The organism is Ornithinibacter aureus (genome assembly GCF_009858245.1).
Classification (GTDB): Bacteria; Actinomycetota; Actinomycetes; order Actinomycetales; family Dermatophilaceae; genus Fodinibacter; species Fodinibacter aureus.
In genome coordinates this window covers 1,559,138-1,572,536 of sequence record NZ_VMSB01000001.1, presented here as the reverse complement: position 1 = coordinate 1,572,536, position 13,399 = coordinate 1,559,138, and the positions used below count along the sequence as shown (strand labels likewise).

Sequence of the window (13,399 nt, the reverse complement as noted above, 5' to 3'; positions counted from 1 at the left end):
CCGGAGGCCGAGGACCGGACCAGGATGGGCCGGACCGGTGGCTGCGCCAGACCTCCGGACACCCAGAAAAGGAAACCATCCTCAGATGGCACGTCTAGTTGGAGTGGACCTCCCGCGCGAGAAGCGCGTCGAGGTCGCACTGACCTACATCTTCGGAGTTGGTCGGACCAGCGCACAGAAGGCTCTCGCGGCCACCGGGGTCAACCCGAACACCCGCGTGAAGGACCTCGTTGACGAGGAGCTCGTCAAGCTGCGCGACTGGATCGACGACAACCTCAAGGTCGAAGGTGACCTGCGCCGTGAGGTGCAGTCGGACATCCGCCGCAAGGTGGAGATCGGGTCCTACGAGGGCCTGCGTCACCGTCGTGGGCTGCCCGTTCGCGGCCAGCGCACCAAGACCAACGCGCGTACCCGCAAGGGCCCCAAGCGCACCGTGGCCGGCAAGAAGAAGGCCGGTAAGTGACCTCCGGGGGCTCCGCCCCCGGAATCCCCCGGTACTGCGCCGAGCTCGCTGCGCTCGCGCCAAACCCGAAGACTTCGTAGGAAAGAGAGCACATGCCTCCCAAGGGCCGTACGGCGGGCGCCAAGAAGGTGCGCCGCAAGGAGAAGAAGAACGTCGCAGTGGGCCAGGCCCACATCAAGAGCACGTTCAACAACACGATCATCTCGATCACCGACCCCACCGGGGCCGTCATCGCCTGGGCCTCTGCCGGCCAGGTGGGCTTCAAGGGTTCGCGCAAGTCCACGCCGTATGCCGCGCAGACCGCGGCCGAGGCTGCCGCACGCCGCGCCATGGAGCACGGCATGCGCAAGGTGGACGTCTTCGTCAAGGGCCCGGGTTCCGGTCGTGAGACCGCCATCCGTTCCCTGACCGCTGCCGGCCTCGAGGTCGGTTCGATCCAGGACGTCACCCCGAGCCCGCACAACGGTGTTCGCCCGCCCAAGCGCCGCCGCGTCTGAGCGCCACGAGACTTCGCGAAAGGTAAGAGAGAGACATGGCCCGTTACACCGGACCCATCACCAAGAAGTCGCGCCGGCTCAAGACCGACCTCGTCGGCGGCGACAAGAACTTCGACCTGCGTCCCTTCCCGCCCGGCCAGCACGGCCGTCGCCGGATCCAGGAGAAGGAATACCTCACCCAGCTGCAGGAGAAGCAGAAGGCTCGCTTCACCTACGGCGTCATGGAGAAGCAGTTCCGCCGCTACTACAAGGAAGCGGCGAACCGCCCCGGCAAGACCGGTGAGAACATCCTGACGATCCTCGAGTCCCGTCTCGACAACGTCATCTACCGCGCGGGCCTGGCCCGCACCCGCCGCCAGGCGCGTCAGCTCGTGACGCACGGCCACTTCGAGGTCAACGGCGTGCGCGTCGACGTGCCCTCGTACCGGGTCGAGCAGTACGACATCATCACCGTGCGCAAGCAGTCGGTCGAGACGCTCCCCCTGCAGGTGGCGCGTGAGACCTACGGCGAGCGTCCCGTCCCGGCCTGGCTCCAGGTCGTCCCGGGCTCGCTGCAGATCCTCATCCACCAGCTGCCGACGCGGGCCCAGATCGACACGGTGCTCACCGAGCAGCTCATCGTCGAGTTCTACTCCAAGAACTAACCTCCAAGGGGCTCCGCCCCCCGGAATCCCCCCGCGCGCCGGATGCCGTCCGCTCACTGTGAGCGGGCGGCCCCGGTCGCAGGGGTGGCTGGCACACGGAAAGAGGTGTGCTGCGCCGCCGGGCCCTGAGCCCGGCATCACGAGGCGTCATATAGCGGTCGCCCGTGGGAAGGAAGAATCACCGTGCTCATCGCACAGCGTCCCGTCCTCTCCGAGGACGTCGTCTCCGAGAACCGGAGCCGTTTCGCCATCGAGCCCCTCGAGCCCGGCTTCGGCTACACGCTCGGCAACTCCCTGCGTCGCACCCTGCTCTCGAGCATCCCGGGTGCCGCGGTCACGAGCATCCGCATCGACGGTGTGCTCCACGAGTTCTCCACGATCCCCGGGGTCAAGGAGGACGTCACCGAGATCATCCTCAACGTCAAGGGCCTGGTCGTCTCCAGCGAGCACGACGAGCCCGTCGTGATGTACCTGCGCAAGCAGGGCGCAGGCGCCGTCACCGCAGCTGACATCGCGCCCCCGGCCGGTGTCGAGATCCACAACGCCGACCTGCACATCGCGACCCTGAACGACAAGGGCACCGTCGAGATGGAGCTCACCGTCGAGCGCGGTCGCGGCTACGTCTCGGCGCAGCAGAACAAGTCGGGCGACCAGGAGATCGGTCGTATCCCGATCGACTCCATCTACTCGCCGGTCCTGACCGTGACCTACAAGGTCGAGGCCACCCGTGTCGAGCAGCGCACCGACTTCGACCGCCTGGTCGTCGACGTCGAGACCAAGAACTCGATGGCTCCGCGCGACGCGCTCGCGTCCGCCGGCAAGACCCTCGTCGAGCTCTTCGGCCTGGCCCGTGAGCTCAACGTCGAGGCCGAGGGCATCGACATGGGCCCCTCGCCGACCGACGCCGCGCTCGCCGCCGACCTGGCCCTGCCGATCGAGGACCTCGACCTCACGGTGCGGTCCTACAACTGCCTCAAGCGTGAGGGCATCCACACCGTGGGTGAGCTCGTGGGGCGCAGCGAGGCCGACCTGCTCGACATCCGCAACTTCGGTGCGAAGTCGATCGACGAGGTCAAGGCCAAGCTCGACGGCATGGGCCTGGCCCTCAAGGACAGCCCCCCCGGATTCGACCCCAGCCTCATCGCCGACCGGTACGACGACTTCACCTTCGGTGAGGGCGAGGACGACGCGGCGTACGCCGAGGACGAGCAGCTCTGACCACGCCTTCCCCGGCGTACTGACCAAGGAGAACAGCAATGCCCACCCCCACCAAGGGTCCCCGTCTCGGAGGCGGTCCCGCTCACGAGCGGCTCATCCTCGCGAACCTCGCGACCTCGCTCTTCGAGCACGACTCCATCACCACGACCGAAGCCAAGGCCAAGCGCCTGCGCCCCCTCGCCGAGCGCCTCATCACCTTCGCCAAGCGTGGTGACCTCCACGCCCGTCGCCGGGTGATGACGGTCATCCGCGACAAGGGTGTCGTGCACCGTCTCTTCGTCGAGATCGGTCCCGACATGGCCGAGCGCAACGGCGGCTACACCCGCATCACCAAGATCGGCGCCCGCAAGGGTGACAACGCCCCCATGGCGGTCATCGAGCTCGTTCGCGAGCCCGTCGCCAAGAAGGCCACCGTCAAGGAGGCAGAGGCTGCCACCAAGCGTGCGGCCAAGGACTCCGCCAAGAAGGACGACGCCAAGAAGGCTGACTCCGCGAAGGCCGAGGACGTCGCCGAACTGACCCTCGACGACAACGCGACCGACACCCCGGCATCCGCGCCGGCGGCGGCCGTGTCCCTCCCCGAGGGCGCAGAGGCTGCAGGCGAGGACGGCACCGGCCCCGACGGCTACACCGTCAAGGGCAACGCCGACTCCGGGCTGTACCACGTCGAGGGTTCGCAGTGGTACGACCAGACGATCGCCGAGTTCTGGTTCAAGGACGCCGACGCCGCTGAGGCCGCTGGCTTCAAGCCGGCCGGTGGCGCCGACAAGCAGGACGTCGACGAGGCCTGATCGCCCTGATCGACCAGCCGGCGGTGACGCCGGATGCCGTGAACGGCCCTCTCCCACAGCGGGAGGGGGCCGTTCCGGTGTCCCTGACCTTTCCTGCAGGCGCCCGCTCGTAACAATCATCAGCGGCGTGTTGCCCGGCATCTCGCAGGAAAGGTCGGGAAGGGGTGGCGGGCGTCGTCCCGGCGCCACGCGGACTACGCTGGCGCGGTGACCCTGCGGATCCGGATCGACCTGTCCTACGACGGGACGGCGTTTTCCGGCTGGGCGGCCCAGCCGGGTCGGCGCACCGTGGAGGGGACGCTCGCCGAGGCGCTCACGACGATCCTGCGCAGCGCCGAGCCGGTGCGCCTCGTCGTCGCCGGACGCACGGATGCCGGGGTGCACGCGCGCGGCCAGGTCGCCCACGCGGACGTCGAGGAGGAGGTCTGGGATGCCGTCCGGGGGCGGTCCGCCCGCCCTGCGGAGGAGGCGGCCGCGAGCCGGCTGCGCGGCATCCTGCCCCCCGACATCGCGATCCGGAGCGTGACCCGCGCTCCCGACGGCTTCGATGCCCGGTTCTCCGCGCTACGCCGCCGCTACCTCTACCGGGTGTGGGACGACGCGGCTCGGATGGACCCGCTGCGACGCCACGACACCGTGCTCGTGCGCGGCCCGCTCGACGTGGAGCGCATGGACCGGGCCGCCGGGTCGCTGCTCGGCCTGCACGACTTCGCGGCCTTCTGTCGTCGCCGGGAGGGGGCGTCCACGGTTCGCACCCTGCTGGACTACCGGTGGGAGCGCGGTGCCGACGGTGTCATCGCCGGCTCGGTGGTGGCGGACGCCTTCTGCCACAGCATGGTGCGGGCGCTCGTCGGGGCCGTGGTTCCGGTGGGTGAGGGCCGGCTCGACGTCGGGGTGCCCGCCGCGGTGCTCGCCGGGGGAGCGCGAGACCCGCGGGTTCGGGTGATGCCCGCGCACGGGCTGTCCCTCGAGGAGGTGGTGTACCCCGCGGATGCCGACCTCGCCAGCCGCGCCGACATGGCACGATCACGTCGAGAACTGCCCGCGGAACAGCTCGAAGGACCCCCCGAAGCCCAATGACTCCGGCTGGACTCCCTCGGTGCCCCAGGCCGCACGTCACCGGTGGCAACCAGGAGGCGACCGCGGCCGGCATCTACGGAGTCATCGTCAGCTCGGCCGTCATGTCGGCCTCGCACGCGGACTCCGCCGGCAAGGTGATCGTGGCGGTCCTCATCACGCTGATGGTGTACTGGGGCGCTGAGCGGTACGCGCGCATCGTGGCCGAGCGCATCCACGAGGGGCACCGCCCCAGCTGGTCGACGGTGCGCCACCAGCTGACCCACGGCTGGGAGATCGTCACGGCATCCACCCTGCCGCTGCTGGTCCTGGCCGTCTTCACGGCGCGCTCGGCGCACCTGGCAGCGAAACTCGGGTGAGGCAGCGGCCTGCGTCGTGGACACTGGTCCCTCGTGGGCCATCTCGACGTGAACTCCGTGTGCTTCGCCCTCCCCGACGGGCGTGAACTGTTGCGTGACGTCACCTTCCGGGTGGGGGAGGGTGCCAAGGTCGCCCTGATCGGTCCGAACGGCACCGGGAAGACCACCCTGCTGCGCATCCTCGCCGGCGACCTCACGGCATCCGACGGGGCGGTGACGCGCAGCGGCGGTCTCGGGGTCATGCGGCAGTTCATCGGCAAGGTGCGCGACGACACCACCGTGCGTGACCTGCTCGTGTCGGTGGCCCCGGAGGCGGTTCGCCTCGCGGCCGCCGAGATCGACCGCACCGAGCTGATGATGATGGAGCGGGACTCCGAGGCCGACCAGCTCGCGTACGCGCAGGCGCTCGCCGACTGGGGTGACGTCGGTGGGTACGAGTGGGAGACCCACTGGGACGTGTGCACCGTGGCGGCCATCGGCACCGCGTTCGAGCGCGCCCAGTGGCGCAAGGTGTCGACGCTGTCGGGCGGGGAACAGAAGCGCCTCGTGCTCGAGTCGCTGCTGCGCGGGCCCGAGGAGGTGCTCGTGCTCGACGAGCCGGACAACTACCTTGACGTCCCGGCCAAGCGCTGGCTCGAGGAACGCCTCATCGAGTCGCCGAAGACCGTGCTGTTCGTCAGCCACGACCGTGAGCTGCTCGACCGGGTGGCGACGCGGATCGTGACCCTGGAGCCCAGCCACGGTGGCAACACCGTGTGGGTGCACCCCGGGCGGTTCACGACGTACGACCAGGCCCGGTCCGACCGCAACGACCGGCTCGATGAGCTGCTGCGGCGATGGGACGAGGAGCACGCGAAGATCAAGGCCCTCGTGCTGATGTACCGGCAGAAGGCGGCGTACAACGACGGGCTCGCTTCACGCCTGCAGGCCGCCGAGACCAGGCTGCGCAAGTTCGAGGAGGCCGGGCCGCCCGAGGCCGTGCCGCTGCGGCAGAAGGTCACCATGCGACTCACCGGTGGGCGCACCGCCAAGCGTGCGGTGGTGGTGACCGGGCTCGAACTTCGCGTTGACGGCGCGCAGCTCATGAAGCCCTTCGACGCCGAGATCTGGTTCGGTGAGCGCATCGGTGTTCTCGGGAGCAACGGCTCGGGGAAGTCGCACTTCCTGCGGCTCCTCGCGGCCGGCGGCAGCGACCCCGATCGCGAGCACGAGCCGGTGGGCGACATCCGCCCCGCCCCGGTGGAGCACGCCGGACGGGTGGTGCTCGGGTCCCGGGTGCGTCCCGGCTGGTTCGCCCAGACGCACGACCACGCCAGCCTGCACGGGCGCACCCTGCTCGAGATCCTCCACCGCGGGGACGAGCACCGGGCCGGGATGCCGCGTGAGGTCGCCGCACGCGCGTTGGACCGGTACGGCTTGGCAAAGGCGTCCGAGCAGACCTTCGAGACGTTGTCCGGTGGGCAGCAGGCGCGGTTGCAGATCCTGCTCCTCGAGCTCTCGGGGGCGACCCTGCTGCTGCTCGACGAGCCGACCGACAACCTCGACCTGCACTCGGCCGAGGCCCTCGAGGACGCCCTGGCCGCCTTCGAGGGCACCGTGCTGGCGGTCACTCACGATCGGTGGTTCGCGCGGGGGCTCGACCGGTTCCTCGTGTTCCGGTCCGACGGTCGCGTCGTCGCCAGCGACGAGCCGGTGTGGGACGAGGGGCGCGTCGGCAGAGCTCGCTGAGGGGCGGACCTCACACCGCCTCGCCCTTGTTGCCCCGTCAGGGCAGCGGGAGACCGCAGGTATGGACGCGCAGCTCAACAAGGCCCGCACGCTCGACGCGGTCAACGCCCTCAACCGCGCAGACCTCGACGGGTACCTCGCGATCTACGCCCCCGGGGCCGTGGTGCACGGGCTGCCCGATCACGTCACCCCGGATGTCGCGGGTCATCGCGAGGTACTGACGGAGATCCGCCGTGCCCTACCTGATGTGCAGGCCCTGGTGCAGGCCATCGTCGCGGAGGACGACCTGCTCGCCGTGCGGGTGCGGTACACGGGCACCCACCAGGGTGTGCTGCGGGGTGTCGCCCCGACCGGTCGCGCGCTCTCGTGGGAGGCGATGACCTTTCGCCGGTTCGACTCGCTCGGCCGGGTCGTCGAGCGCTGGATCATCGGTGACGACCTGGCGTTGCTGCGCCAGCTCGGCCTGATCTGAGCGGTGCCGACGCGCTCGAGGAGGCCCTGCCGTCCCACGCGAACACCAAGTGATGGTCAAGGAATCGTAAGTTCTGTGCCTCAGCCCTTCATGTGAAGCGTTTACGCAGCTAGTGTCCAGCGTGGATCAACGCCGTCCGTGCGCCCATGCCGTCGCGCGGTTCTGATGGAGGAGCACCGATGCCCGCACCCCGACGCCTGACTGCCGTCCTGATCGGTGGCGCGGTGGCGCTCACCCCAGCGCTCCTGACGGCCGTGCCCGCAGAGGCGGCCACGGCATCCGTCGCCCTGGTGGGCGACCTGCAGAGCGAGGTCGGGTGTCCGGACGACTGGGACCCTGCGTGCACCCAGAGCGAGCTGTCCCGTGTCGGCGACACCGACATCTACAAGGGCACCTTCGAGGTTCCGGAGGGTGACTTCAAGTTCAAGGTGGCCCTCAACGACGGATGGGACGAGAACTACGGTGCGGGTGGCACCTTCAACGGCGACAACATCCCGCTGCTGCTCGCCGGGCCGGCATCCATCGAGTTCACCTTCGACGACGCCACCAACATCGTCACCTTCGCCCCCGCGGACCTCGACGAGGACACCACGTCGGCGGATGCCGCGCTGGCCGAGGACTCGCTGCGCTCCGCCCTCACGCGCGAGCGCTTCTACTTCGTCATGGCAGACCGTTTCGCCAACGGCTCCACCGCCAACGACCAGGGCGGGCTCACGGGAGGGCCGCTGACGACCGGCTACGACCCGACCCACAAGGGCTTCTACCACGGTGGTGACCTCAAGGGCATCACCGAGAAGCTCGACTACATCAAGGGCATGGGCACCACCGCGATCTGGCTCACCCCCAGCTTCAAGAACAAGCCGGTTCAGGGCGCCCCCGGTCAGGAGAGCGCCGGCTACCACGGGTACTGGATCACCGACTTCACCCAGATCGACCCGCACCTCGGGACCAACGAGGACATGAAGGACCTCATCGACGCCGCGCACGCCAAGGGGATGAAGGTCTTCTTCGACATCATCACCAACCACACCGCCGACGTCATCGACTACGAGGAGAAGCAGTACACCTACCGCTCCAAGAAGGCGTACCCGTACGAGGATGCCGCCGGCGAGCCGTTCGACGACCGCGACCACGTGAGCAAGCCGGCCGCCGAGTGGCCCGAGCTCGATGCCGGATCCTTCCCGTACACCCCGTTCCTCGCCGAGGGGGACGAGGACGCCAAGACCCCGTCCTGGCTCAACGACCCGACGATGTACCACAACCGGGGCGACTCGACCTTCGCCGGTGAGTCCTCGACGTACGGCGACTTCATCGGCCTCGACGACCTGTTCACCGAGCGCCCCGAGGTCGTCGACGGCATGGGTGAGATCTACAAGACCTGGGTCGAGTTCGGGATCGACGGCTTCAGGATCGACACCGTGAAGCACGTCAACCTCGAGTTCTGGCAGCAGTTCGTGCCCGACATCCTCGGCGCGGCCGACCGCATCGGCAACGACGACTTCTTCGCCTTCGGTGAGGTCTACGACGGCAACCCCGCGGTGATGTCGGAGTACACGACCGCCGGCAAGCTGCAGGCCACGCTCGACTTCGGCTTCCAGCAGCAGGGTGTCGACTTCGCCAAGGGCAACCCGACCGACGTGCTGGGCGACTTCTTCGCCAAGGACGACTGGTACACCGACGCCGACAGCAACGCCTACCAGTTGCCGACCTTCCTCGGGAACCACGACATGGGCCGCGCCTCGATGTTCCTGGCACGCGACGGGCAGAGCGAGGCCGAGCACCTGGCACGCGTCAAGCTCGCCCAGTCGCTGATGTTCACCACGCGCGGCAACCCCGTGACCTACTACGGCGACGAGCAGGGCTTCGTCAGCACCGGTGGGGACCAGGCCGCTCGCGAGGACATGTTCGCCAGCCAGGTCGAGCTCTACAACACCGAGACCGTGCTCGGTGGCCCCGAGGGATCGAGGGACCGCTACGACACCAAGCACCCCCTCTACACCCACGTGAAGAAGCTCTCCCAGGTCAGGGCTGCGCACCCGGCGCTCGCGGACGGTGCCCAGATCGCTCGGTACGACACCGACGGCTCCGGCATCTTCGCGTTCTCCCGGATCGGCTCGGACACCAAGGGCAAGGGCAACGCAAGCAAGGGGAAGGGCAAGGGAGGCAAGGATGCCGGTCGCGTCGAGTACGTCGTCGCCGCGAACAACGGCACCACGCCCGCCACGGCATCCTTCCCGACCTGGACCAAGGGCAAGGGGGCGGTGTTCACCCCGCTGTTCGGCACCGACACGGCGGTCAAGCCGTCCGCTGACGGGACGGTCAAGGTCACGGTGCCGCCGCTCAGCGTCAGCGTGTGGCGTGCCAACAAGCCGATCAGCACCTCCGGCGCGGCCCCGACCGTCGAGGTCGTCCTGCCCGAGCGTGGGGTGAACGGCCGGTCCGAGATCAGGGCCGACGTCGAGGCGAGCACCTTCGCGCAGACGACGTTCCTGTGGCGCCAGCTGGGGGCGAAGCAGTGGCAGCCGCTCGGCACCGACGACAACGCACCGTTCCGCGTCTTCCACGACGTGTCCGCACTGCCGCTGTCCACGCCGCTGGAGTACCGGGCCGTCGTCAAGGATGCCGCGGGCCGGGTCGCCGGTGACTCCTCGTGGACGCAGGTCGTCGGTGCGCCCTCGCGCACGGTCCCCGAGAACGGTGACCCGGCAGCGAACCAGCCCGGCACCGTCGCGATCGCCGGGACGCTGAACTCCGAGATGGGGTGCCCGGCCGACTGGGAGCCGTGGTGTGACCAGGCCCAGATGAGCCTGGACGGCACGGACAAGATCTGGAAGAAGCAGGGGGTCACCCTGCCGGTCGGCCCGTACGCGTACAAGGCCGCTCTCGACCGCGCCTGGACCGAGAACTACGGCGAGGGTGGCGTGCGCGAGGGCGGCAACATCTCGATGGAGACGGCCGACGGCACGGCGTCGTTCTACTACGACCCGACCACCCACTGGGCCGTCTCGGACGAGGAGGACCCGATCATCACCGTGCCCGGGTCGTTCCAGTCAGAGCTCGGCTGCGGCGGGGACTGGAAGCCGGAGTGCATGCGGCCGTGGCTGCAGGACAAGGACGGCGACGGCATCTACGCGATCATCACGACGAAGATCCCGGCGGGCACGTGGGAGTTCAAGGTGGCGCACGGGTTGTCCTTCGACGAGAGCTACCCCGCGGACAACGTGAGCGTGACGGTCCCGGCGGACGGGGCGACGACGACGTTCGTCTACGACTCGGTCACCCACGAGGTGAGCGTCACGAGCGAGTGACGTGTACCCACATCGACCAATAGGTCACTCGGGGTACATGGCTGGCCGTTCCCCGCAGTGACCTATTGGTCGATTCCGGGACGGTGCACGTGGTCGGGCGGCTGTGACTCAGCGACCGATCGTGACGTCGCTGCCGGAGAGCGAGGCGTCGAACCCGGCCGGTGTGACAGTCACGTCGGTGAGGGCCAGCCCGTCCGGCACACCCGGCACGGGCTGGCGGATCGTCACGAGGCTGCGCGCCAACGAACTGAGGGCGCTGTCGAGGAAGTCCGGCCCGCCGAGGTCGACGGTGCGGGGCTCGATGAGCAGCTGACCGCCGTCGGCGACCACCGTTCCCTCAGCTCGCACCGTGAGGTCCCGGCCGAGGATGGTCACGGCGCGTTCGATGCCCGCGAGCCCGTCACCGGCGTCGTACAGCCGGACCCCGTCGCCGATCTGGGTGGCGACCGTGGCGAACGGCAGGGTGGCGTCGAGGTCGAGCCGCTCGGCGCGCAGGCCGCTCTCGGAGAACCGGACCCCGGACCCGGTGGCCACGACGTCGGTGAGCGTCGCATCGGCCGACACGACGTCGGAGCCGCGCAGGTCGACGGTGCCGAGCCACGTCTCGTCGGCGGTCAGGTCGGCGGGCGGCTGCGGCCCCGTGTCCGTCCCCGGGTCGGATGCCGTCGGGCTGGGCGCCGCGATCGGCTCGCCGTTGCCGGACCCGAGGGTGAGGAGCAGGACGACGAGGGCGAGGGCCATCGTGGCCAGGGTGGCGCCGACACCGAGCAGGAAGTGCTTCATGCCCACCAGCGTGACAGGCCGGCGGTGCCGCACGTCAGTGCGCCACCACACTGGTCTCCAGCGACGCCCTGCCGCGCTCCTGACGCCGGGCAGGGACGTAGCAGGCCACGCCGAGCAGGCTGATCGCGCCGGCGGTGACCATGGCGGTGCTGATGGACGCCCGGTCGGCGAGGGTGCCGACGAGGGGAGCGGCCACGGCGAAGGCGAGGAAGGCCATCATCGAGTTGATCGACAGCACGGTGGCGCGGTTGGCGGACGTCGCCTGCCGGTGGAGCAGCGCCGCGTGGGGCGGGCCGTTCATCCCGTGCATGGAGTAGGTGAACAGGTAGGCCGCGACCAGCGCGACCGGGCCGGCGACCAGCCCCATGACCACGGCCCCGAACGCATTGAGCACTCGCCCCACCATGGCCGCTCGGGCGACGCCGATGCGCCCTGACGTGACACCGGCCAGCCACGAGCCCACGGCGAACAGCCCCCACCCGGCGGCCGACACCGGCCCGACCAGGGCTCCCGCCCGCTCCGCGGAGCCGACGAGCTCCTCCAGGCGCAGCGGCATGAGCGACTCGAAGGTGATCATGCCGACCGACCAGAACACCTCGACGCCGACCAGGGCCAGCAGCACGCGGTTGGTGGCCAGCAGGCGCAACCCGCCCGCGATGACCACGGGGGTGGTGCGCGCCTCGGACAGTGCGTGCGACCACCGGGAGCGACCAGCCGCCGCAGGCGGGCGCTGCTCGGTCATCAACGCTGCGGCGGCAACGAGGTGAACCACCGTCAGGGCCGCGCTGACCCACGCCGCGGCATCGAGGGCGGAGACACCCGAGACGCCGAAGACCGTGCGCACCGGGTCCCACCAGATGAGTCCGCCGGAGGCGAGGGCACCCACGGCGATGGCCCCACCCAGCACCGAGCCCGCCCGGGAGAGCTGCCGGTCGACGTCGACCCCGGACATCGTGGCGTGCACGGCATCGACGAACCACGCCTCGAGCGGCCCGGAGTCCAGGGCGCGGAACGCCCCCGTGACCACGGCGGCCGCCACGAACCACCAGAACGACTGGGCGAGCGCGATCCCGACGGCGGCGACGACCCCGAGCGCCGCGGCGGCGAGGTACACCGGCCGCCGCCCCACGGCATCCGCGAAACCGCTCGTCGGCAGCTCGAGGGCAAAGGTCACGAGACCGCCGATGGCGAAGGACGACGCAGCCTGGGCGACGGTCAACCCGCGACCCGTCTGGAGCAGGATGATGATGCCGACGATGAACCCGACGGGCAGCCAGCGGGTCGTCGTCAGCAGGTAGAGCCGGCGCTCGGCCTCGCGAGGAGTGAGGACGGGGCTCACCGGGAGGGTGCCTTGTCGAGGTCCAGCGCGTAGGCGAAGAGGTAGACCGCGATCCGCTTGGCGTCGGGGTTGCCCTGTCCGACGCGCCGGTAGCGGCCGACGACCTCGCTGATCTCGTCACGCATCGCCTGGAGCTGGGGGGCGGTGAGCAGCACCATGTCGTCGCTGCTGCCGCAGGCGTCCTGCCAGTCGCCCGGCCAGCCGGGGGAGACGTCGACCCAGCGCTCGGCCTGCTCGCTGAAGTGCCGCACGTAGTCGCGGGCCAGCCAGTTCAGCGCCGTCTCGGAGTCCTCGTCGCCCTCGAAGTCGCTCGGGTAGTAGCTGTGGAAGTCGGTGGCGGCGCGCCACAGCCGACGCTTGCCCTCGCCCTCGCCGGTGTCGGCGACCAGGCCCACCGACTCCAGCTTGCGCAGGTGGTAGGACGTGGCGCCCGAGTTGGTGCCGAGGGTGGCGGCGAGGTCGGTGGCGGTTGCCGGCCCGCCGACCCGCAGCTGGGAGAGCAGGCGGGAGCGCAGGGGGTGGGCCAGGACGCGCAGGCTCGTGGCGTCGAGGCGGATGCCGGTGTGCGGCGCCGCGGGGTCGCCCACGTCGGGCGTGGAGGTGCGGTCCGAGGCTGGCTGCGGGGTCTTCGACGTGGGCATGCGTGCACAATACCTTTGCACATTCTGTTTGCACAACTGTCGTGCAGAATGGGTGTGTACCTGCGTTTGTGCAGGTCAG

At 69.8% G+C, this 13,399-nt stretch carries 13 protein-coding genes; 10 read left to right on the top strand and 3 right to left on the bottom strand.

Going from position 1 to position 13,399, the window contains the following annotated elements:
- Positions 1 to 85: 85 nt before the first annotated feature.
- From rpsM to C8E84_RS07360, 10 genes are all read left to right on the top strand, one after another.
- Positions 86 to 463, top strand: a complete 378-nt coding sequence (rpsM, locus tag C8E84_RS07405) for a 30S ribosomal protein S13 (RefSeq protein WP_159900874.1) — start codon at positions 86 to 88, stop codon at positions 461 to 463.
- A 92-nt stretch (positions 464 to 555) separates the two neighbouring features.
- Positions 556 to 960 (top strand): 30S ribosomal protein S11, encoded by a 405-nt coding sequence (gene rpsK / locus C8E84_RS07400; RefSeq protein ID WP_159900872.1) that lies wholly within the window; start codon positions 556 to 558, stop codon positions 958 to 960.
- Between the two features lie 35 nt (positions 961 to 995).
- Positions 996 to 1,604, top strand: coding sequence for a 30S ribosomal protein S4 (gene rpsD, locus C8E84_RS07395; RefSeq protein ID WP_159900870.1), 609 nt, complete (start codon positions 996 to 998; stop codon positions 1,602 to 1,604).
- 183 nt (positions 1,605 to 1,787) lie between these two features.
- Positions 1,788 to 2,822: a DNA-directed RNA polymerase subunit alpha gene (locus C8E84_RS07390; protein ID WP_159900861.1), complete on the top strand. Its 1,035-nt coding sequence runs from the start codon at positions 1,788 to 1,790 to the stop codon at positions 2,820 to 2,822.
- Between the two features lie 38 nt (positions 2,823 to 2,860).
- Entirely contained in the window at positions 2,861 to 3,613 is a 753-nt protein-coding gene (gene rplQ, locus C8E84_RS07385; protein ID WP_159900859.1) for a 50S ribosomal protein L17, sunset domain variant, read from the top strand.
- 213 nt (positions 3,614 to 3,826) lie between these two features.
- Positions 3,827 to 4,693, top strand: coding sequence for a tRNA pseudouridine(38-40) synthase TruA (gene truA, locus C8E84_RS07380; RefSeq protein WP_159904609.1), 867 nt, complete (start codon positions 3,827 to 3,829; stop codon positions 4,691 to 4,693).
- On the top strand, positions 4,690 to 5,049 hold the full coding sequence (locus C8E84_RS07375) for a hypothetical protein (protein WP_211675436.1): 360 nt from the start codon (positions 4,690 to 4,692) through the stop codon (positions 5,047 to 5,049). The genes truA and C8E84_RS07375 overlap by 4 nt, the downstream gene beginning before the upstream one ends.
- Before the next feature lie 33 nt (positions 5,050 to 5,082).
- Positions 5,083 to 6,777, top strand: coding sequence for an ABC-F family ATP-binding cassette domain-containing protein (locus C8E84_RS07370; protein ID WP_159900857.1), 1,695 nt, complete (start codon positions 5,083 to 5,085; stop codon positions 6,775 to 6,777).
- Positions 6,778 to 6,838: 61 nt separating this feature from the next.
- The gene (locus tag C8E84_RS07365) at positions 6,839 to 7,249 is read left to right on the top strand and encodes an ester cyclase (RefSeq protein WP_159900855.1); all 411 of its coding nucleotides are present in this window, start codon (positions 6,839 to 6,841) and stop codon (positions 7,247 to 7,249) included.
- Between the two features lie 179 nt (positions 7,250 to 7,428).
- A complete protein-coding gene (locus tag C8E84_RS07360; protein ID WP_159900853.1) occupies positions 7,429 to 10,557 on the top strand; it encodes a pullulanase X25 domain-containing protein in 3,129 nt (1,042 codons plus the stop codon).
- Positions 10,558 to 10,665: 108 nt separating this feature from the next.
- Here C8E84_RS07360 and C8E84_RS07355 read toward each other — a convergent pair whose 3' ends face one another.
- From C8E84_RS07355 to C8E84_RS07345, 3 genes are read right to left on the bottom strand one after another with little or no spacing between them, the layout of a single operon-like run.
- Positions 10,666 to 11,340, bottom strand: coding sequence for an LmeA family phospholipid-binding protein (locus tag C8E84_RS07355; protein ID WP_159900851.1), 675 nt, complete (start codon positions 11,338 to 11,340; stop codon positions 10,666 to 10,668).
- A gap of 34 nt (positions 11,341 to 11,374) precedes the next feature.
- Positions 11,375 to 12,679, bottom strand: a complete 1,305-nt coding sequence (locus tag C8E84_RS07350) for an MFS transporter (RefSeq protein WP_159900849.1) — start codon at positions 12,677 to 12,679, stop codon at positions 11,375 to 11,377.
- The gene (locus C8E84_RS07345) at positions 12,676 to 13,320 is read right to left on the bottom strand and encodes an ArsR/SmtB family transcription factor (RefSeq protein WP_159900847.1); all 645 of its coding nucleotides are present in this window, start codon (positions 13,318 to 13,320) and stop codon (positions 12,676 to 12,678) included. Before C8E84_RS07345 ends, C8E84_RS07350 begins: the two co-directional genes overlap by 4 nt.
- Between the last annotated feature and the right edge of the window lie 79 nt (positions 13,321 to 13,399).